Annotated in this window: 23 protein-coding genes; 9 read left to right on the forward strand and 14 right to left on the reverse strand. The window is 27.4% G+C overall.

The features are described from left to right. The first annotated feature begins 54 nt into the window (after window positions 1–54). From NL43_RS05975 to NL43_RS05990, 4 genes are all read left to right on the forward strand, one after another. The gene (locus NL43_RS05975; RefSeq protein WP_069593144.1) at window positions 55–465 is read left to right on the forward strand and encodes a hypothetical protein; all 411 of its coding nucleotides are present in this window, start codon (window positions 55–57) and stop codon (window positions 463–465) included. 93 nt (window positions 466–558) lie between these two features. After that, complete coding sequence (locus NL43_RS05980) at window positions 559–966, forward strand: hypothetical protein (protein WP_069593145.1); 408 nt, start codon at window positions 559–561, stop codon at window positions 964–966. A 67-nt stretch (window positions 967–1,033) separates the two neighbouring features. Beyond that, the gene (locus NL43_RS05985) at window positions 1,034–1,957 is read left to right on the forward strand and encodes a CorA family divalent cation transporter (protein ID WP_069593146.1); all 924 of its coding nucleotides are present in this window, start codon (window positions 1,034–1,036) and stop codon (window positions 1,955–1,957) included. 98 nt (window positions 1,958–2,055) lie between these two features. Next, window positions 2,056–3,453: a glutamate synthase-related protein gene (locus NL43_RS05990; RefSeq protein WP_069593147.1), complete on the forward strand. Its 1,398-nt coding sequence runs from the start codon at window positions 2,056–2,058 to the stop codon at window positions 3,451–3,453. A 67-nt stretch (window positions 3,454–3,520) separates the two neighbouring features. Here NL43_RS05990 and thiE read toward each other — a convergent pair whose 3' ends face one another. The 10 genes from thiE to NL43_RS06040 all read right to left on the reverse strand — a co-directional run bounded on the left by thiE (window position 3,521) and on the right by NL43_RS06040 (window position 12,184). Beyond that, window positions 3,521–4,150 carry a thiamine phosphate synthase gene (gene thiE, locus NL43_RS05995; RefSeq protein WP_069593148.1) on the reverse strand — a complete coding sequence of 210 codons (630 nt, stop codon included), beginning with the start codon at window positions 4,148–4,150 and terminating at the stop codon, window positions 3,521–3,523. A 9-nt stretch (window positions 4,151–4,159) separates the two neighbouring features. Then, a complete protein-coding gene (gene thiM / locus NL43_RS06000) occupies window positions 4,160–5,017 on the reverse strand; it encodes a hydroxyethylthiazole kinase (RefSeq protein ID WP_069593149.1) in 858 nt (285 codons plus the stop codon). Between the two features lie 93 nt (window positions 5,018–5,110). Continuing rightward, entirely contained in the window at window positions 5,111–5,935 is an 825-nt protein-coding gene (locus NL43_RS06005) for a DUF3100 domain-containing protein (protein WP_069593150.1), read from the reverse strand. Window positions 5,936–6,042: 107 nt separating this feature from the next. After that, on the reverse strand, window positions 6,043–6,501 hold the full coding sequence (locus NL43_RS06010; RefSeq protein WP_069593151.1) for a hypothetical protein: 459 nt from the start codon (window positions 6,499–6,501) through the stop codon (window positions 6,043–6,045). Window positions 6,502–6,513: 12 nt separating this feature from the next. Beyond that, on the reverse strand, window positions 6,514–7,383 hold the full coding sequence (locus NL43_RS06015) for a DUF3100 domain-containing protein (protein ID WP_069593152.1): 870 nt from the start codon (window positions 7,381–7,383) through the stop codon (window positions 6,514–6,516). Between the two features lie 858 nt (window positions 7,384–8,241). Beyond that, entirely contained in the window at window positions 8,242–10,182 is a 1,941-nt protein-coding gene (locus NL43_RS06020) for a cation-translocating P-type ATPase (protein WP_241776227.1), read from the reverse strand. A gap of 215 nt (window positions 10,183–10,397) precedes the next feature. Next, entirely contained in the window at window positions 10,398–10,592 is a 195-nt protein-coding gene (locus tag NL43_RS06025) for a hypothetical protein (protein WP_069593153.1), read from the reverse strand. 18 nt (window positions 10,593–10,610) lie between these two features. Then, window positions 10,611–10,874, reverse strand: coding sequence for a hypothetical protein (locus tag NL43_RS06030; RefSeq protein WP_069593154.1), 264 nt, complete (start codon window positions 10,872–10,874; stop codon window positions 10,611–10,613). A 129-nt stretch (window positions 10,875–11,003) separates the two neighbouring features. After that, complete coding sequence (locus tag NL43_RS06035; protein ID WP_069593155.1) at window positions 11,004–11,645, reverse strand: hypothetical protein; 642 nt, start codon at window positions 11,643–11,645, stop codon at window positions 11,004–11,006. A gap of 11 nt (window positions 11,646–11,656) precedes the next feature. Then, window positions 11,657–12,184 (reverse strand): FumA C-terminus/TtdB family hydratase beta subunit, encoded by a 528-nt coding sequence (locus NL43_RS06040; protein WP_069593156.1) that lies wholly within the window; start codon window positions 12,182–12,184, stop codon window positions 11,657–11,659. Window positions 12,185–12,365: 181 nt separating this feature from the next. On the opposite strand from NL43_RS06040, the gene NL43_RS06045 reads away from it, so the two are divergent. From NL43_RS06045 to NL43_RS06060, 4 genes are all read left to right on the forward strand, one after another. Further along, on the forward strand, window positions 12,366–14,180 hold the full coding sequence (locus tag NL43_RS06045; RefSeq protein ID WP_069593157.1) for a DUF2070 family protein: 1,815 nt from the start codon (window positions 12,366–12,368) through the stop codon (window positions 14,178–14,180). A 420-nt stretch (window positions 14,181–14,600) separates the two neighbouring features. Beyond that, window positions 14,601–15,173: a rubrerythrin gene (gene rbr, locus NL43_RS06050; protein WP_069593158.1), complete on the forward strand. Its 573-nt coding sequence runs from the start codon at window positions 14,601–14,603 to the stop codon at window positions 15,171–15,173. Between the two features lie 47 nt (window positions 15,174–15,220). Further along, the gene (locus tag NL43_RS06055) at window positions 15,221–15,595 is read left to right on the forward strand and encodes a desulfoferrodoxin family protein (protein WP_069593159.1); all 375 of its coding nucleotides are present in this window, start codon (window positions 15,221–15,223) and stop codon (window positions 15,593–15,595) included. A gap of 157 nt (window positions 15,596–15,752) precedes the next feature. Continuing rightward, the gene (locus NL43_RS06060; protein WP_069593186.1) at window positions 15,753–16,985 is read left to right on the forward strand and encodes an FprA family A-type flavoprotein; all 1,233 of its coding nucleotides are present in this window, start codon (window positions 15,753–15,755) and stop codon (window positions 16,983–16,985) included. A gap of 90 nt (window positions 16,986–17,075) precedes the next feature. Here NL43_RS06060 and NL43_RS06065 read toward each other — a convergent pair whose 3' ends face one another. The 4 genes from NL43_RS06065 to NL43_RS06080 form a co-directional block, all read right to left on the reverse strand. Next, window positions 17,076–17,987: a 2-phosphoglycerate kinase gene (locus NL43_RS06065; RefSeq protein WP_069593160.1), complete on the reverse strand. Its 912-nt coding sequence runs from the start codon at window positions 17,985–17,987 to the stop codon at window positions 17,076–17,078. A 193-nt stretch (window positions 17,988–18,180) separates the two neighbouring features. Beyond that, window positions 18,181–18,342: a rubredoxin gene (gene rd / locus NL43_RS06070; RefSeq protein ID WP_069593161.1), complete on the reverse strand. Its 162-nt coding sequence runs from the start codon at window positions 18,340–18,342 to the stop codon at window positions 18,181–18,183. A 164-nt stretch (window positions 18,343–18,506) separates the two neighbouring features. Then, window positions 18,507–19,241 carry a metal-dependent transcriptional regulator gene (locus tag NL43_RS06075; RefSeq protein WP_241776228.1) on the reverse strand — a complete coding sequence of 245 codons (735 nt, stop codon included), beginning with the start codon at window positions 19,239–19,241 and terminating at the stop codon, window positions 18,507–18,509. 100 nt (window positions 19,242–19,341) lie between these two features. Beyond that, a complete protein-coding gene (locus NL43_RS06080; RefSeq protein WP_069593163.1) occupies window positions 19,342–20,814 on the reverse strand; it encodes a class I adenylate-forming enzyme family protein in 1,473 nt (490 codons plus the stop codon). Between the two features lie 163 nt (window positions 20,815–20,977). On the opposite strand from NL43_RS06080, the gene NL43_RS06085 reads away from it, so the two are divergent. Further along, on the forward strand, window positions 20,978–22,420 hold the full coding sequence (locus NL43_RS06085; RefSeq protein WP_069593164.1) for a flippase: 1,443 nt from the start codon (window positions 20,978–20,980) through the stop codon (window positions 22,418–22,420). Window positions 22,421–22,456: the final 36 nt, after the last annotated feature.

Below are 22,456 nucleotides of genomic sequence, written 5' to 3' on the forward strand. Positions count from 1 at the left end.
ATAACTATAGTTATAAAAATATATATGAATATTAAAACATGAAAAGTGATTAAAATGAACCTAGGAAAAGACTGGGACGAAGAATATATAAATAATCTTAAAAAATTTGATGATAATATAAAAGAAACAACAGTAAAATTAAATTATGAATTTATTACAGAACACTACTTTGAAATGTATGAAGTAGCATTAAATGCTGGAACAATCATGCCTTACAGATTTAACACAATAGGAGTTGCATATAAAGGTCATGACCATGATAGACCAACAAAATTCAAAAACTTCGACCCTGAAGTAAAAGAAAGACTAGAAAACACATACAAAAAAAGAACAGAACTACAATTTAAATATGCAGATCCAAACTCTGATCAAAAAGAAAGATATGAAGAATTCCTAGACAAAGAAATATATGACTTCATAGAAGAATTCCCACAATTCAAAGACATAATAATAAACGATGAATAAGAATATCCCCTCCAAACATCACCTCCCTCCATAAAATAACACTTATTCTAAAACTAAATTTATATCTAAAAAAATAAAAAGGAACATTCATCCATGAACAATATAAATCAAAAAATAAATGAAATACTATCCAAAGAAAAAGATAAAATGATAAAAAACATTGAATGGTACATGAATCTTCCAGGACAATACAGTGGAAAACTAAAACTTAATAGAAAATATGCAAAAACAATAAAAGAAGAACTACAAAATAGTCCTGATGCATATCCTACCAAACTAGCATACATACTAAATATAAATCCATCAGAATACAATAAAAAATATCCGGGAGCTGTAATGTATGAAAACTATAAAATGAAAGCATATGGAATACTATATATAAACATGATAGAAAATCAAGGATGGTATGCTGAAGACATAGGCTTTGCAATAGGATTAGAATTAATATTCAAAGAATTCATAGACAAACACCCAGAATGGTCTAAATTAATAAAAATATAACAAAAAACTACTTCCATAATAAACCATATATTATTATATACTAATACTTTTTTGAGAGCTAAAATAAATGTACTATATAATTAACAGAAAACTAGAAGAAGTAACTTTTCAGGACATACTAAACACAAAAAAGCAATTCGTTGCAATACTCACCTATGATGAATGGAAACAACAGAAACAAAACTTTGACATGGGAATAGACATTGAACATCAAACAAATGAAATTCTCATCACAGAAGCAGAAGTAAACTATGATTCAATAACAGGAACTTTCTCAATACCTAATAGAATTGATTTAACAAAAAACGATGAAACATTTTCATTTGCACTAGATGAAAAAGGAATAGTATTTATTGATGATGAAAAAATAGTGGAAAAATATATACAGAACTATAAAAAATATAAAAAATGGCGATTTCCAGGACTAGAACGTTTCTTATATGATTTTTTAAACCAAATTATTAAAGACGACCTTAAACTGATGGAAACATACGAACAAAAATTAAATAAAATCAAAATAACAATAATTGATGAACACAACGAAGTAGACCAAATATTTAATCATGTGAATGAAATTCGTTCAGACATACGTTATTTAAGGAACCATTATGATCAATTAATAGATTTAGGAGAAGTTCTTGAAGAAAATGAAAATGGATTCTTTGAAGAAGAAAATTTAAGATTTTTCAGATTATTCATAAACAAAATAGAAAGATTACATGATAAATCAACACTATTAATGGATTATACAATACAAGTAATGGATATTTATAAAACACATATTGATTTAAAACAAAACAATATAATGACTATGTTAACTATAGTCACAGCATTATTCACACCCTTAATGTTAATAGTAGGATGGTATGGAATGAACTTCCATAATATGCCTGAATTAAGTTACACATGGGGATATCCTTCTGTGATAATAGTTAGTATAATTATAATTATATTTGGATTATCTTGGTTCAAATATAAGAAATGGTTATAACTCCTTATATAATTATCCACACTACTTCTTAACTTATTTTAATTATAAAAATTAAAAATATATAATAATCTTATAAAATAAGTGGGAGTTTTGTAAATATGAAATATAAATGTCCAATATGTGGGTATATCTACGATGAAGAAAAGGAAGGAAAAATAAGTGAACTTGAAAAATGTCCAGTATGTGGCTTAAATGCATCACAATTCCAACCAGTAGAAGAAAAAGAAGAAACAAATAAAATTTCAGATAAAACAAGTGAAGAAAACACTGAATTAATTTCATATCCTCTTGAATTTGAAAGAACCACTACATCAATTAGACATATGAGTACTATACAAGAATTAAGTAAAACAGGTACTCCTATAGTAGCTGCAATGGGAACAAAAATGTCCATGCCTAGTTGGGATGATATACTTATACTAGGCAATCAATTAAATCCATTACCCTTAGAAGAAGATGTTCCTATAAATACTAAGACAATAATTGGTAAAAATGCTAAAAAACCAATGATACTTGATAATCCAATATATGTATCTCACATGTCTTATGGTGCATTATCTGAGGAAAGTAAAATAGCCTTAGCAAAAGGAAGTGCAGCTGCAAAAACAGCAATGTGTAGTGGTGAAGGAGGAATATTACCCGAAGAACAAGCAGAATCATATAAATATATATTTGAATATATTCCAAATGAATACTCTGTAACTGAGGAAAATCTTAAAAATGCTGATGCTATAGAAATAAAAATTGGTCAAGGAACAAAACCTGGAATGGGTGGTTTACTACCAGGACACAAAGTTACTAAAGATATTGCAAAAATCAGGAATAAAAATATGGGCGAAGATATTATATCACCAGCAACATTCCCTGGAATTAAAACACGAGAAGATCTTAAAGAAAAAGTAGATAATTTACGTGAATTATCTGATGGAAGACCAATTGGTATTAAAATAGCAGCAGGTCATATTGAAGATGATTTAGAATACATAAGTTATGCTAAACCAGATTTTATTACAATTGATGGACGAGGTGGAGCTACAGGGGCAAGTCCATTACTTGTTAGAGATTCAACAAGTGTTCCTACAATATATGCATTACATCGTGCAAGAAAATATCTGGATAAACATGAATTAGATATTTCATTAATAATAACTGGTGGTCTTAGAGTATCTAGTGATTTTACTAAAGCTTTAGCAATGGGTGCAGATGCAGTTGCTATTGCAACAGCAAGCTTAATAGCAATTGCTTGTCAACAATACAGAGCATGTGATAAAGGACAATGTCCTGTAGGTATTGCTACACAGGAACCTGAATTACGTAAAAGATTAAAAATAGACATTGCTTCAAAAAGATTAACAAACTTTTTAAATGCTAGTCTAGATGAAATTAAAACATTTTCACGTATTACTGGTCATGATAATATTCATGACTTGAATATTAACGATTTAATAACAACAAACAGTGAAATTTCTAATTATACTAATATTAAACATGTGTAATAATTATTTTCACTAATTACACTTTTTTTGAAGAATAAGTTTTTTTATAAAAAAATAGGTAGAGAAGTTATTTTTCATTGATTACTATATTATAAAAATTATTTGAAGCTTCTCTTGGATTTTTATGTTTCATTATTGCTGATACAATTGCAACACCATTAAAATCATAATTTTCTATAATTTCTCGTGTATTATATTCTTTTACTCCACCTATTGCTACATAGGGGATAGTTATTGTTTCTTTTATTTTTAATAAATCTTCTCTTGGTATTACATCACAGTCTTCTTTAGTGGCTGTTTTTTGTATTGCTCCAATTCCTAAGTAATCTGCTCCATCCATTTGTGCTTGTTTTGCATCTTCATAGTTTTCTGCACTAATTCCTATTATTTTTTCAGGTCCTAAAATTTTTCGTGCTATTTTACAGGGCATATCATCTTGTCCTAGATGTACTCCTGCAGAATCTACTGCTTGTGCTATATCTAATCTATCATTAATTATTAATGGTACTTCATATTTATCAGTTATTTCTTTAACCTTTAAAGCTAAATTATAGAAGTCAAGAGTACTACTATTTTTTTCTCTTATTTGAACTATTGTTGTTCCACCAATAATTGCTTCTTCTATTATATTAAGAAATTCTTCTTCATTAAAATCAAATTGATCAGTTACAAGATATACACTATAATCAATAGCCATAGAATCCACCTATAGTTTTCTTATATTAGCTTTTTCAAATAATGTTTTATCATTCATCAAGGATAATTCATCAATTAAGTATGTTCCAAATGACCCTGTTCCTTGTTTATTATTTATAGTTGTTTGAGCAGCTATTTCTCCAGCTATGCCCATTACAACAGTTCCTGTTATTGCTGCAATTAATGGTTCTGTTATTGCTGCATATGCTGCTAATATACATCCAAGCATACAACCAGTTCCCGTAATATTAGACATCATTGCATCACCATTTTCAATCACATATACTTCATTCCCATCAGAAATTATATCTATTGGTCCTGATACTGCTATTGTTGTATCTAATTTTTTAGCTATGTTTTTTATTAGTTCTCCTTGTGATTCAAGTGTATCTTCATTTATTTTATCAGATTCTGCAACATCTACCCCTTTTGCTTTTGTACATTCATCTAGTATATTGAAGAACATTGCTATTGCTTTTATTTCAGATAAATTTCCTCTTATAATTGCGGGTTTTGCTTCTTTAATTAAAGTTATGGGTGTTTCATTTCTAATTTTACTAATTCCTACACCTACTGGGTCAAGTACGTAGGGTTTATTTGTTTCTTTTACTTTTTTAGCAGATTTTATCATTGTTGTTACTTGTTCTGATGTTGGTGTTCCTACATTGATTAGTAAGGAATTTGATATTCCTGTTATTTCTTCAGCTTCTTCAGGAGCATTTGCCATGATTGGTGATCCACCTACTGCAAGTACTGCATTTGCACAATCTGTAACTGTTACCACATTTGTTATGCAATGTGTTAGTGGACTATTAGTTCTTAATTGTTCCATGGTTTCTATTGTTTTTTCAATTATTGTTTCTTTCATTATAAATTCTCCTGTTTTTATTAGAAAAAGTAATTATAATTATGTTTTTTATATTTAATAAAATTATTTGAAAAAAAAAGGTTAATTTAATAACTATCTCTTAAATACATATTTATTCATCATAGGATATAGTATTTTGTATAGTTTTTCTGTTAATGGGAGTAATATGAATATATACATATATAAACTGAATACTACTGATATTAGATTTGAAATTCCACTAAATGCATATAATTGTTGGGCTAGTTCTGGATATATTGTTTGTAATGCAGATACTGCTGCTACATTCATACTAGCACTTCCAACTCCACATGCCATTGCATATGCATATGGATGTAATGGAATTATGTATGCTAATATATTTGCTATAATTGTAATAATTATAGTTCCTAGAACTGATCCTATTAGATATACAGCCATAAATCCTTTTACTTCTGGTGATTCAAATCCATATTTATCTATTATAACTGCCATTTGTGGTTCACGACATATCGAACTTGCCATGCCAATTGATTCTCTTTTAAATCCTAGTAGTAATGCTACAGGTAATGCTATAAATATACAACCTATATCCCCTAATTCTTCAAGAAGTAAACCTGGTCCTATACTCATAAGTAATGTAAAATTTTGACCACTTGATATAGCTAACTTTGCAATTAATGGACCAATTAATATGACTAGTAATTTTGAAGCAACTTTTGATTCTTTTTCCTGAATCCAAGTGTATTGTTTTATCAAATAAAGAAGTATTGCTAGTATTAATGAATATACAAGAGGCAATATTATAAAATTAATTCCATTATAAATATGAATCTTAGTTATTCCTATATATTCTGCTATAATAGCACAGAATAGTACAGATATATGAATTTTATAATTAAATAAATCATTGTTATTTTTTTTAGATTTTTTATTCATATAAATCACATTAAAACAGACAAAAATATTATATAAAATAATTCAGATGTTTAATTTTTAAATATTAATTTTTTTATAAAAAAAAGGTTTTTAAAAAGAAGGTAGTTTTATATCATGTGTGTATATAGTAAAACTCCTTGAGCTATGAGAGCGGATCCAAGATAAGTTCCTATAATTACAAAAAAAGTTACAATTACACCTCTTATTCCAACTTTTTTAAAGTCACCCAAATCCTTACCCATTGAAATACCAGCATATGCTAGTAGTACTGTTGTTAAAGATACTAAATCAACTCTTGATGTGTAATATATTAATAATCCAGAAATAGGTGACCAGGGTAATGCTACTATCAATCCAATTAAACTTATGTATATAATTGCAGGAATATTATATGGTATGAATTTTTCCATCATTAAACCTACTAGTGTAATAGCACATAACATAAACATTCCAATTAATGATTCTTGGAAGGGATATTGATAACCTACCCAATTACTTATAGCTGCCATGATTGAAAATATGAATAATATAAGAATCCATTCTGAAACCATTCTAACTGATAACATCTTTGACACTATTTACATATCCCCTTTATCTTCTTCAATTTTAAATATTTTTATTCGTATATTATTAATTATTGGTTCTAGCCACTTATACAACCACTCAGTTAATGGTATTGCAATTAATATGTATACATACATACCTGTAACCATGGAAATTAGATTTGTCATTCCACTAAATGCTTCAATTTGTGTGGCAAATGCTGGAAATATTGTTGAAACAGATGATACTGCTGCAGCATTCATACTAGCACTTCCAATACCACATGCCATTCCAAATGCATATGGATGTAATGGTAGTAAATATACTAAGACACTTACTAATAAACTTATGAATGGAGTTCCTAATACAGTTCCAATTAAAAATACTGAGAAGAAACCTTTAGTTTCTGGTGAATCCATTCCAAATCTATCTATAACCACAGCCATTTGTGGTTCACGACATATTGAACTTGTCATACCAATTGATTCTCGTTTGAATCCAAGTAATAATGCAATAGGCATTGCTGCAAATATTGTACCTAGATTACCTACTTCTTGTAAAAGAATCGCAGGTCCTGCATTAAATATAATCTGAATATTTTGACCACTAGCAATTGCTAGTTTAGCAAGCAAAGGACCTATTAATAACATCATAATAGTTCCTGATTTTTGTGATTGCTCTTTACCAATCCATTTAGCAGGTTTTGCCAAATAAAATGCTATGGCTAAAACTAATGAATATAATAATGGCATTAACACAATATTTATTCCACTTATATTTATTGTATAAATACCTATATATTCTGCAATTACTATACATAGTAAAATAGTTAGATGTAATTTATAATCTTTACGAGCAGCTACCAACTCATCTATTCCATCAGAGTTTTCATCTTTCTTGCCCAATTAATATCCCTCATAACAAATACGATAATATTAAGTTCATAATTATTATAACATATGTATAATTTTAAATTTTATATAGTCCGAATATAATTAATTATTAATTAATATTATATAAGTTATACTAATATAAAAACATTAATTAAAAAAATTGTTCTGAATGTTTAAACATTATTATATTTTTTTATTTTAATAAATATAAATACTCATCTATTTTAAAGTAATTTATAAAACAATTAATATATTTTTATAAGAATAAATTTACAAAAAAATAAAACTTAAAAAAACATTGAAAAAACACGTGTTAAAAACGTTGTATAACTACTTTATTTCAAATATAATTTGGATAAATATAATTATAATTAAAATAAAATAAAAATATAACAACAATTATAAAATAAAGAATATTAACTTTATAAAATATTAAACTAAGCTTAAAAACAAAGTATAGTAAAAACTACAAATAAAGCTTAAAAAAAGTCTATTTTTAAAAATAATAATTATTAATGCTTCATTTTGATAAAAAATGATTATTTAAAACATATGCATGAAATAAACCTCATATAATAGTTCTCAAAAAGTGATTTGATAATATTTTTTGTTCCTAAATAGTGCATAATTTAATGAAAATTAGTTCTCAAAATAAGAACAAAAATTAATAATGATTCTAAAAATAAGAACATTAATTCATACAATATGCACAAAAAAATAATTCAGAACATTCTCTAAAATTCAAAAAATTAACTTTTGATAAGTGATAATTTTACTTCAATTGAAAAATAAAGAAAATATTACATAAATAGTATCATAGCAGACACTTATCATTTAAAAAAAAATAAAATAAGTAGATTATAATAATACTTAATTAGATATACTTTGATTTTCAGAGATTTCCTTAACTTCAACAGCTTTTATATAATCACTGAAATCCCTATCATATAAAGATGCTGCTAACATTACAACTGCACAAGATCCAACATTATGCACTAAAGCACCAGTAATTGGATTTAATAATCCCAATACAGAACATACAATAGCTACTGCATTAATACACATTGAAATAGATATACTTAAATGAATTGTAAATAATGTGGAATTAGATAATTTTTTAAGATATGGTAATTTCTCAATATCATCACCAAGTAATGCAATATCTGCTGCATCAATAGCTATATCACTACCCATACCACCCATTGCTACACTTACATCAGCTGTTTTTAAAGCTGGAGCATCATTCACACCATCACCAACCATACAAACAGTTTTTTCCTCTGATTTAAGTTGCTCTACTATTTCCACTTTATTTTCAGGTAAAAGTTCAGAATAGATATCCGTTATTCCCACTTTACTTGCAAAATAATTTGCTGCTTTATGATTATCACCAGTAAGTAATGCAATATCCGTTTCAAGATCATTAGTTAAAGTACTTACTACCTCACCAGAATTTTCACGTAATACATCAGATAATCCTACAAGTCCAATTACAGTATTGTTTAATGCCACGACTATTGATGCTTTACCTTCATCACGTAATTCATCTAAATTAGTCATACAAATATCATCTATAATAATATTATTTTCTTCCATGAATCTAGTAGTACCAGAACGTATTTTATCTCCTTTATATTCTACTTCAACACCTTTACCAGGAATCATATTAAATTCATCAGGTTCAATATAATTTATTCCTTCTTTTCTACCATAATTTACAACAGCTTTTCCTATTGGATGTTCTGATTTAATTTCAGAGATTGTTACATATTTTAATAACTCTTGTGAACTTACATTATCAGTTAATGGTATAATATCAGATACTTCTAAATTACCATAGGTTAAGGTTCCTGTCTTATCAAAAGTTATACAATCTACTTTTCCCATGTTTTCTAATGCTTCACCTGATTTAATAAGAACACCATGTTTAGTTGCTTGACCAATTGCTGCCATAATTGCTGTTGGTGTTGCAAGTATTAATGCACATGGACAGAATACTACAAGTATAGTTACTGCTCTTTCAATATTCCATGTTACAAGATATGTTACTATTGCTATTGCTAATGCTACTGGTACTAACCATGTAGCCCATTTATCTGCAATTCTCTGTGTTGGAGCTTGTTTTTCATCTGCTTCTTGAACCATTCTGATTAATTTTTCAAGAGATGAATCCTCCCCAATTTTTGTTGCCTTAATATCAATTGATCCATATAAATTCAATGTTCCTGAAAATACTTCATCATTAATAGTTTTATCTAATGGTAATGATTCACCAGTCATCACTGATTGATCTACAGAGGTATTACCATCTATAATTACCCCATCAACAGGTATTTTTTCTCCAGGACGTACTCTTAAAATATCACCTTTATTAATTTCAGATGCATCAATTAATTTTTCTACTATTTGACCATTTTCTGTTACAATTATTCTTCCTTGTTGTGGTTTAAGGTCAATTAAATCTTTTAATCCTTGTTTTGATTTATTTACTGTATAATCTTCTAGAAGTGCTCCTAAAGCCATAATAAATACTACTTCACCAGCTGCAAATATTTCACCAATCATTAATGATGCAAACATTGCCATTACAATTAGTAATGCTGATGATACCCAGTGTTCATATACAAGTCTACTGAGTGCTAAGTATAATAGTGGAAGTCCAGAAATAATAATTGTTACCCATGCAGGATCTACAGGTAATGTATGATTAGTGAATAACAGTATTAAACTGAATAATAGGAATACACCTCCCACTGCAGTCATCTTGAGTCCTTCAAGAAAATGCATTAATTCTTCAAATTTTTTCATCATAAGTATTACTCCTTTATAAGTATTTTGTAATATAATTAATACTTTAGTAATACAGGTATATAAAAAGATTTACTAAAAAGTAATACTTTTGTATTACAATAATAACAAAATAGGGGTGAAATTAGGGAAAGTGGAATAAAAAATAAGTTAAAATTTAAAATAAAATAAGCAATATATAAACACAACACAAGAAAAATAAAGTGGAATTAATCTATTTAATCCATTCCATTATATTCTCTTGTAAATGTTGTCTTCTTCTGATTTTTACAATTAATAAAATACTTCCATTCTATTTTATCACCATCATGTAAACTATATGCATCAATAATCACATCAGGAATTTCAACATACATAGGTTTATTTTCATCATCATTTTCTCTTTTTACTCTTTTATTAAAGGATAATTCCATAATACATTTACCTCCTCATCATAACTTACTTAATTCTTCATCAATTTCTCCAATTGAATTCAATTTCTTAGTAATCTTATCTTTTAATTCATTAATTTCATCTTCAATACTTTTAATCTCCTGATTTAAAATGAATTTTTGAATTTCTAACTTCCCTTCTTCGGTCTTTGACCATTCTTTAGCATTTTCTACAAATTCTTCTTTAGTCATACCCATTTCTTTTAAAGCATCAGCCTGATCATTAGCAAAATTAGTAAATATTTTCTCTAATCTATCATCCATATTATTCTCTCATTAAAATTATTTAATATTATATTAAATAATTATTTTATTAATATATTTCTAATAACAAATAATAATTTTAAAACTAAGAATTTTTCTAAAAAAAGTAAGGGATATGAGAATAAATATTTATTTAAAGTTAAGACTACTTAATGTAGTGTTAAATGGACCTTCTGCTTCATCATACACAGAAGTTGGTGCTTGATTTAAAACTCTGAAATAATGTCCATCCACTTCAAACCAAGTATCTTGATATTTAGTATAAGTTACAGTATATATAAATTGATGAGCTGTTTGTCCATTCAAATCAAATGTAGATTGATTTAATAATTGGAAATCACCTGTTCCTGACATTATTCCATACAAACTATCTGTTTTATAAGCTTCATCAATTGTTACACCATCAGGTAATGAATCCATTTTAGTAATTTCTGTTTTAACAATAACTACATCCGTAGCATTAGTGGTACTTGTATTTAAAACTGTACCATTAGCAGTTAAATCTTCTACATTACCATCATAATAACTATATTGTGAACTATTTCCTGGATTTAATAACAAACTAGATGGACTACTTGATAAAAATGGTGTTTTTAGTGGATCATCATATTCATAAACAGTCCATGATTTACTTAAATCAAAAGACATATCTGAATCCTCAAAATGTTTTATATTGCCATTTTCTTGAATATAAGATGGTGTTAATACAAAAAATCCTGCAATAAAAACTACTGATAAAACTAGTAATACTGGTAATATTATTTTTTTCAATATAAAAACCTCTAATCTCGTTTATATAAATTATTATCTTTAGAATCCATAGTAACTATAAGTGGTCCAAATTTTTCAACATCTAATTCCCATATAGCTTCAGGCATCCCTAAATCCAGCCAATTAACAGAATCAACATTATTAATACTATTCACATATAATGCAGCACAACCTCCAACTGCTGTAAGAAATACACAATTATTATCAACAAGTGCTTTCTGAGTATTTTCATCCATTCCACCTTTACCTATAATTGCTTTTACACCCATTGAAAGAACTTCTGGTTCATAAGGATTCATACGCATACTAGTTGTAGGGCCAATAGCTACAATATTATAATTGTCTTCTTCTTTTTTAATAATAGGACCTGCATGGAATAACACTACTCCTTCTAAATCAATAGGAGCTCCTTCCTCTATTATTCTTTTATGTGCACTATCACGTGCAGTATATATTTTTCCTGTAAGATAAACTGTATCTCCTGCTTCTAATTTATTTATATCATTATTAGTTAATGGCGTCTTTAATTCATATTCCATGATTATCTCCAATATTATTTTTTAGTAAAAAAAATCAATAAAAATCTTATTATATAATATTATATGATTAATTTATTATTATTATTTTCTTAATAAAAGTATATACAGAGATAAAAATTAATAACATATATTAATATACATTATACTAATAAAAAAAAATTTAAGAGGTATTAAAAATTAAATGGCATTAACAGATCGAATAATGAACACCTCTAAATATCTAATTAAATTACCTGAAACAAAGAGTTCTTTACTTCTTATAATTATAGTAAGTTTTATTACTGGAGGTATCTCTAGTTGTTTAGAACCTGGACTTTCTCTTAATTCATTAGCATATTACTTTCTCAGTGGTGGAGCAACAACATTTTTCCTCTTGGGAACCACAGCAATAGCTTCTGGTGGATTAGTATATACACTTGTAAACAAACTAAACAAGAGACATATAAAACAAAAACAAGCAATGTTTTTATCATTTATAGGTATGTTAATTGTATGTATATTATATATTATAGGATATATTATATCAGTAGTAACAAACATTACATTACTTAATTTTTTAGTACTAGGTATTCTATTCACATTTGCCATAGAATCCATGATATTATGGGCAACATCAAATATACGTTATTATCAAGGAATATTAATAGGTGCAATACAACCCATACTTATACTTAGTATGTTAGTGTTAATTAACTACATTACATTTGCAACCATAAGCATTAATGCAGTATTATCATTATATCTTAAAGCAATACTTGGAGCAATAGTTTTAGCTATAGCAGTTTATGCATTTGTAGAAATAATACAATCACCCATCAAAAATAACTTAGGTGTTGGAGGTTTAGAATTACTAAGCCTATTTGTTGCACAGATAAGTGATGGATCACAGGGCATGGAACAAATATTTAATGAAATTGGTGAAGAAATAGATACAAGTGTTAGTTTAATAAGTTTTAAAACAGAAAAAGGTATTAAAGCAAATTACATATCACCAGGCGTACATCCAGGACCTGTAGGCTCTATTGGAGGTAGTAATTTACCAACAATTGTTGCAAATCAACTAGAAAATTTCAGTATAATTGCTCATGGAGCAGCTACTCATGATTTTAATCCTGTTACAGAAAAAGAAGTAGATAAAATAACTGAAGCAATAAATTCAATATTACCTAATCTAAAATACTCTGATAAAGCAAGTAAATTTCAAAGAATAAAATCACAAGATGCAAAACTAGGAGTTCAACAATTCAATGATGGACTAGTATTATTAACCACATTTGCACCAAATCCTGGTGATGATATAGATTATGGTATAGGGCTAGCATTATCTTATCAAGCAAAAGCACAAACTGGTGTAAAAGATATAGTCTTTGTTGATTGTCATAATTGTCTAGAAGGAAACTATGATAGACTACTTGCTGGACAAAACAGAGTAACACAACTAGAAAATGCTATTGAACAAATAAATCCAAATCAAGAACTATATCCAATAAAAATGGGCTATGCATATAATCCACTTGATGAAATTCCAGTAAAAGATGGAATTGGTGAAAGTGGAGTAAAACTAATGTTAACAGAAGTAGATACACAAAAGATGCTCTATGTTGTATTTGACGGTAATAACATGCAAAAAGGTTTTAGAGAACAGATAATAACAACAATAAAAGAAAAATATCCTGAAATTGACATGATAGAAGTCATGACAACAGACACACACCTTGTAAACACAATATCTGGTGGAGGATTAACAGTAGGTAGTAAACACCAAGAAATACTACTTAAAGAAATACTTAAACTAATTCCTAAAGCAATAAATGATTTAGAATATGTACAAGTAGCATCAGGAACTGCTAAAATACAACTAAAAGCATTTGGTCCAAACAATTCAACACAACTAGTAACAACATTATCATCAATTCTATCAGTAGCTAAATTATTAGCACCCCTAGTATTTCTAGTTGCTGCATTAATAACAATATTCGGGATATTTAGAATATAACCACCACTTCCATTACTTTCATTTTTTTATCTTTTCAGTTATTTCATGTTCAAAATAAAATTTGAAATTATGAAATAGAGTTACATTTATGAATTTTGATTGAGAATCTATAGAAGGTTTGCTAAAATATATTCATTAATATAAAATTTTTATTTATTTTAAAACTATAAATACATTGAAAAACTTTAAAAAATAAATTATACAAAATATTAATAAAAAACATTAATTTTATAAAAATAATAAAAATAACAATAAAAAATTAAAAATATACAAGATAAAAAAGTAATACAATACACCAATTTATATCATAAACTAAAAAAAATAACAAGATTTATATAGTTAATTAAGATAATAATAAATTATAGTAAAAAAAATATATTAATTTGAAACAAATATATTTTGTCATAATAGGTGATATAAATGGTAAAAACATTAGAAAATTTAGCAAAAGCATTTGTAGGTGAAAGTCAAGCAAGAAACAGATACACTATGTACTCTAAAGTTGCAAAAAAAGAAGGATATGAAAAAATAGCAGAAATATTCCTTTTAACTGCAGATAACGAATTCCAACACGCAAAAGTATTATTCAAAATGATTCAAGAATTAAAAGAAGACAAAGATGCATTAGACATTGATACAGGAGTATGCTTAGACTACGGAACAACTGCAGAAAACCTAGCATCAGCAGCAGCTGGAGAAAACGAAGAAGCAACATCAATGTACCCTGAATTTGCAGATATTGCAGAAGAAGAAGGATTACCAATAATTGCAGCAAGATTAAGAAATATAGGATTAGTAGAATCCCACCATGAAGCAAGATACAAAAAATTATTAGCAATGGTAGAAGGAAAAACATTTTTCAACAGAGATCAAGAAATTACATGGGTATGTAGAAAATGTGGATTTGTATTCAAAGGAGAAAAACCACCTGAAAAATGTCCAATTTGTGAACACCCAACAAGCTACTTTGAATTATCAGTAGATGAATTCTAAAACTGAAAAATACAAAAAATAAATTCTTAAATAGGAGAATAAAAATTATGGTAGATTTTGATTTCACAAACATAATACAATGTAAAAATAGTGGAAATGTAATGGAACTTATCTATCCAGGACCTACTGTAGATGTGAACCATGTAAATATTGTAGAAGCAAAAACAGAAGGAGAAGGAGAAGCAAAACATTTACCTGTAATTACAAGAGTAGATGATGGATACACTGTGAAAGTAGGAGATATTGAACATCCTATGGATGAAGATCACTACATAGCAGTAATTGAAATCATTGCAGATGGACAAGTTCACAAACAATACTTAAAGCCAGGTGACAAACCAGAAGCAACATTCAAAATACCAGAAGCAGAAAATATTACTGCAAGAGAATTTTGTACTAAACATGGCCTCTGGCAAGTTTAATAACCCCCACCTTTTTTTTAACTTTTTTAAAAAAAAATTAATCTCAAATAAGGATTAAAAGAAATATTTAGATAAAAATTATATGTGATTGACTACTAAATTAATAATGAATATAACCCATATTCATATGAAAAAATAGGATGTATAAAAAATGATTATAAAAGCAAAAGCACCAAAAATAGCTGAAGGCATATATTATGTAGGAACTAATGACTGGGATAGACGAGAATATCATGGATACACATTACATGGAACAACGTACAATGCATTTCTCGTATTTTCAGGAGATGAATGTGCATTAATAGATAATGTATATCCAGGAAAAATATACTCAGCACAAATGTGGGGAAGAATACAAAATGCATTTGAAGATCAAGGAAAAGAAATGAAAATTGATTACATTATCCAAAATCACGTGGAAAAAGATCATAGTGGAGCATTAACAGAAATTCATGAAAAATTCCCTGATGCACCTATATACTGTACACCAATAGCAAAAATAGGACTCATAAAACACTATCCTGATCTTGCTGATGCAACATTTATAACAGTTGAAACTGGAGATTCATTAAAAGTAGGTGAAAAAACATTCGCATTCCTTGACGCAAAAATGTTACACTGGCCAGATAGTATGTTCACATTTTTACAAGAAGATGGAATTCTATTCTCAAATGATGCATTTGGACAACACCTATGTAAAATGGATAGATATGACTATGAAATACCAGAAGCAGAATTAATGGAAGCAGCACAAAAATTCTATGCAAACCTACTTACACCATTAACTCCATTATTAAATAAAAAACTCGCAGAAGTAGTAGAACTAGGATTACTTGAACAGATAAAAACAATTGCACCATCTCATGGACAAATATGGACAGAACCAATGAAAATTATTGAAGCATACCAAAACTGGGCAAGTGGAGTTTGTCAAAGAGATCAAGCAACTTTAATTTATGATACAATGCACTTCTCCACACAATACATGGCACATGCAATTGCTGAAGGATTAATGTCACAAGGTGTAGATGTAAAAATGCATTACTTAAAAGAAGATGAAAGAAGTGAAACTGTAAAAGATATTCTTGAAAGTAAAGCTGTGCTTATGGGAGTGCCTACACTATTTAATAAGGTATTTCCAAGTATAGCAGATGTATTATTATACACTGATGAATTACAATTTGCAAGAACTGGAATAAAAAGATTAGGAGCAACCTTTGGTTCCTTTGGATGGGGAGGAAATGGTCCTGCATGGTTAAATACTAAAATGGAAGAAGCAGGATTTGAAATGGTTGATAATCTTGAAATTCAATATGTTCCAAGTGATGAAGATTTAGAAAAATGTTTTGATCTAGGTGTAAAAATCGCTGAAGAAATAAAAAAAATGTAAGTTAACTTACATTTCCCTAAACTCCCCTTTTTAAAAAAATATGAAATATGTATTAAAATTATTATTTAAAAAAAAGAATATGAAATTTAATTATTTTTCATGTGATAACTCTTCTTTCTGTTTTTCCTCAATGATATGTTCAATCATTGAATCAATAGTATTAGTTACATCAATATTTTCAATTACAGGAACAGAATATTTATGTGCTTCACCAACTATATAATCATGAGTTTTACGTATTGCTGTGAAGTGTTTTAAGTATCTTTTTAATGGTCTTCTTGCCCATAATTGACGACATCTTGAATAAAATCTACTTTTATGAATTTCTTCATCAGATAATGATAATACAAATAAATGTACATTAGGTGTATTTAGTAATTCTTCATCAATAAATCCAGGTACAATATGAACACCTTCTATAACTATACTTATACCTTCTTTTATAGCTCGTTCAACAACCCCTGTTAATCCAACACTTACTGTATTAACATGGTCTTTAAATCCCAATAATGTTTTATCAAATTCGGGTGGTGCTGGAGTTGTTAATGCATCTGCTGCGGTATAACTAGATTCAAATAATGTTGGACATAATTCTTTAGATACCATTTTTCGCATTACTTCACGAATCATATCAGTACTTAGCATATTTTTAATTCCTAGTTTATTAGCTAGTTCAAATGAAATAGAAGATGTTCCAATACCTGATGCACCACCTATTAGTATAATTAAAGGATCCTCTGATCGTCTAATTGCCTTCCATGTTAAATATTTTTTAGCTAATGATGGATTTTCTTGTTCTAATCTATCTTTAACTTTATTGATTAAATCAACGATAGATACTACTGTAGTTCCTTCTTCTTCAAAAGATTTTTCTATTTCTACTGCTATTTCATAAGCTTTCCCAGGTTCTACTTCAGAACGTACTAATGATTTAGAAAGTATACCTTTTGAAAAGGGTTCTTGATATTTTTTCCCACCTATTTCTCCTTCAACCAATAACATAGTATCACCACCTAAACACTTATTTTTTTTAATAATATTTTTATTAATTATGATATTTATATATTATTAGCAAAAATTAGTGATTTTTTTTAATTAATGTTTAATACTAAAATTTTGATAAAAAGTAAATTTATTAAAAAGATTTTTAGAAATAAAAAATAAAAAAAATTATAAAAAAAGTATATTAGTTTATCTATGCTACAGGTTCAAATACATCTTTACCTGCACCACATAACGGACAGGTCCAATCATCTGGTAAATCTTCAAATAATGTTCCTGGTTCTATTCCGTGGTCTGCATCTCCTTTTTCTGAATCATAAACCCAACCACATAACATACATTTATATTGTACCATATTGATATCCTCCTATTTTAATATTTAAATATATTATCTCCTTAGTTAATATATTTAACAGTGATTCATTTATGAAAAATAAGATGAAATATTGAATTAAATGAAAAAAATAGTCCAAAATATAAATTAAAAAATATTAAAAAATAAAAGAATTAGGATAAGAGTTATTCTAGTTCAACAAATGTATTGTAAGATAATTCTTTGTCTAATAATAATTCTTCAGATTCTACTAAGATTTTAACGAGGCCATTTAATGGTGTGGAGTTAATTAATGTAATTTCACTTTCAATAGTAATTCCAAGATTTAATAAGTCCTGAATTTTATTATTGTCTCCTCGAATAAATTTTACTTTACCTACTTGTTTTGGTTTCATATTACCTACTGCTATTAAATTCTCAACTCTACGTGATATTTCCTCAATACTATGTATTGTTGAACATTCATAACAGGAAGATATGTTTAAATCACAGACAGGTATTATATTATGATCATCGGGACATTGATTAGGATATCCTAATAGTTGACATAACTTTCTTTCAGCTTCATCTGATAATGAATGTTCCATAGCACAGGCTTGTTCATGTAAATCTTCCATGTCTAAGCCTAATGTTTCATAAAGAAATGTTTCAAGAAGTCTATGTTTACGTACTATGCTTTTTGCTATTTTATAACCTTTATCTGTGAGTTTTACTCCTTTGTATTGGTAGTAATTAACATAACCTTCCTCTTCTAATTTTTTAAGCATTTGAGTTACACTACCTGGAGCTATATCTAAATCTTTTGATATTTCAGTTGTTTTTGCCATATCTCCAGCTAGACTTTTTTTATAAATGGTTTCTAAATATTCTTCAATATTTTCACTTATTTCTTTTCCATGCATTTTAAAACACTTATCCATTATTTTCCCATAATTTTAAAATGTTAATATAAACTATTTTATTTTAATATATTACTATTTAGGTTAATGTTACTATAAATAATTATATTATATAATCCACCTATTTTAAAAACATTTTTCTTAAGTCTTTTCTAAGTAATTTCCATCCATTAACTCTTGGAAGTTCTTCAGTTGTAAATATTTTTCTTGGTATTTTATATCGTGCAAGATTTTCTCTTGCATATTCAAGCAAACCATCTACATCTTCTTTATTTTTCCATATAACTGCAGCTACAGGTATTTCTCCACGATGTTCATGTGGAAAACTAAATACTGCTATTTCATCAACAGATTCATATTTAAGTAGTGTTTCTTCTACTTCTGTTGGATATATTTTCCAACCAGACATAATTATCATGTCTTTTTTACGGTCTGTTATGAATAACCGATTATCTTTATCTAAAAATCCAATATCTCCTGTTAAAAACCATCCATTTTCAAGAAATGTTTTTTTATTTGCTTCAGGTTTATTCCAATACCCAATGGCTGTTGATGGTCCTCTTAAAGCTATTTCTCCTGTTTCATTTTTATCTAATTCTATTTCCGGATTATTAGAATCCACTATTTTTACTTCACTAAAACATACTGGATGACCTACACTTTCAAATTTATCTGCAAATGCATAATCTTCTGGACGTATTACTGTTCCTGTTCCTATTACTATTGTTTCGGATAATCCATATGCATTTAACACTGCAATTCCATATTTTTTATAGAATTTTTTCCATATTTCTTTATGAAGAGGTCCTCCTCCAGAAATAATACTTTCTACAGTGTATAATTTATTTCCAACTAAATCAGGATTTGATACTATTGAATGAATCACAGGTGGCATTCCTGTTGCATGAGTCACATGATTTTCAAATATTATATCTAAGTATTCTTCGAATGTGTATTTACTTTTTGTAATACATAATGCAGCAGAGCGTAGTGCTGATATTGCCCATGATATACCTACATGTGCCATTGGATAAATACAGAACATTACACTATTATGATTCATTTTTAATACATCACATTCATTTTGTATTGCACTAAACCAATTACCATGAGTTAACATAGCTCCTTTAGGTTTTCCTGTTGTTCCACTAGTATATTGAAGTTGACATAAATCATCCCAACTAGTATTACATGCCTCTAATATTGGTGCATCAACATATTCATCCATTGAATGAATTAAATAAGATTCAATAGATAAATCTGCTATATTTTCATCAGTTATTATTAATTTAGCATCTGAATCATCAATAAAGTATTGTAATTCATTTTTTGTATATATTCTATTGGTTGGTATAGCTACTGCACCAATACGCCACAAGGCCAATAATGAAAATAAGTATTCCGGACCATTTGGTAAATATATGAGAACTCTATCTCCTTTTAATATTCCTAAGTTTATTAATTTTCTGCCTATTTCTGAAATTATCCCTAAAATATCTCTAGAATTATACCTTTTATTTCTATCTATACAATAATAAACTGGTTTATCTAATCTACATGCATTTGCATCTAAAAATGTGGTTACATTTATCATGAAACTAATACCTTCCAAATATTTTTTTAAAGTACTAATTTATATATTTCTAATTGATTCTATTAAAATTATTATATAATTAAAAATAGTAATATAATATTAATTAAAAAAATGGTACTAAAATATCCAAGTTTATAAAAATTAACAAGACTAATTGATTACTATGAATACAGCAAGTAAAATCATAAAAAATTCAAGTTTACTAATAATTGCTACAATAATCAATAATTTAATGACATTTATATTAACATTATTCACAGCACGGTATCTTGGAACATATAATTATGGAATCATATCTTCAGCAATATCTATTGTTGGAATTTTAACAGTATTCACTGATTTGGGACTTGCAACATATGCTATACGTGAAGTTTCACGAAACACCTCATTGACAAGTAAATACTTTGGTACAGTATTATTTTTTAGAGTAATATTTTCCTTAATTGTATTTATATTCTATATCATATTCATATTAAATAGTAATTTTAATTATGAAACTACTCTTGTAATGATTCTTTTCGGTATTTATATGGTGATAAGTTCACTAACATATTGTTATAATTCATTATTTCAGAGCAATGAACAAGTACAATACCAAACAATTGGTACTGTAGTATATAGTGTATCTGTTTTATTAATCATATTACTAATAATATTCTATAATGGTAATGTTATAAGTGTTGCAGCAGGCTATCCTATAGCAATGTTTTTATCTTTCATATATACAACTTATGCTGCAATAAAACATTATCCTAAATTCAAAGTATCATTAGAAAAATCATTTATAAAAGAATTATTTGTTAAAGGAATACCTTTTGGAGTATCTGCAGCATTCACATCAATATATTTTTGGATAGCTCAAATTATATTGACATATATGTCTAATAGTACATCTGTAGGATTATTTAGCTCTTCACAGAAACTTTTACTTATAGTTGCAGCAATTCTTACATTGTTCTTTAATGTAATATTCCCTGTAATGAGTAGATTATTTACTACTGATAAAAAACAATTAAAACACTTATATCATAAAGTAATGAAATATGCTTTGATAATGGGAATAGGTATGGCTATAATTGTTTCATTCTATTCGGCAGATATTATTTATATTATTTATGGATCAGAATATGTTGTTGGTTCCGGAGCTTTAACCATACTTATATGGGCTGGAATGTTTATGTTTCTTAGTAATATTTCATCAACAATGCTTGGAGCTATCAATAAACAAGTTACTGTTACTAAAATTACAGGAGTTGGTGCTTTATTCAGTGTAATTTTAAATATAATTATGATTAATAAATATTCTTATATTGGTGCAAGTATTAGTACTGTACTTACTGAATTTTTAATTGTTGTGTTAATGTTATATGCATTGTCTAAAACAGAGTTTAAACTAAGTCTGAAAAAATCAATAATTCCTATAATTCAAGTAATAATTTCAAGTATTTTTATGACTGTTGTAATAGTTATATTTAATTTTCCATTTATTATTGGAGTTTTAATAGGATTACTTGTTTATATTATTGCATTATTTATAACAAGAGCTATTGATTCAGAAGATCGTGATATTATATATAATTTCATTGAGGAAATTATAAATAAATAATATTCTTTTTATTTTTTTTGAATACTTAATTAAAAT

Source organism: Methanosphaera sp. WGK6, from assembly GCF_001729965.1.
Classification (GTDB): Archaea; Methanobacteriota; Methanobacteria; order Methanobacteriales; family Methanobacteriaceae; genus Methanosphaera.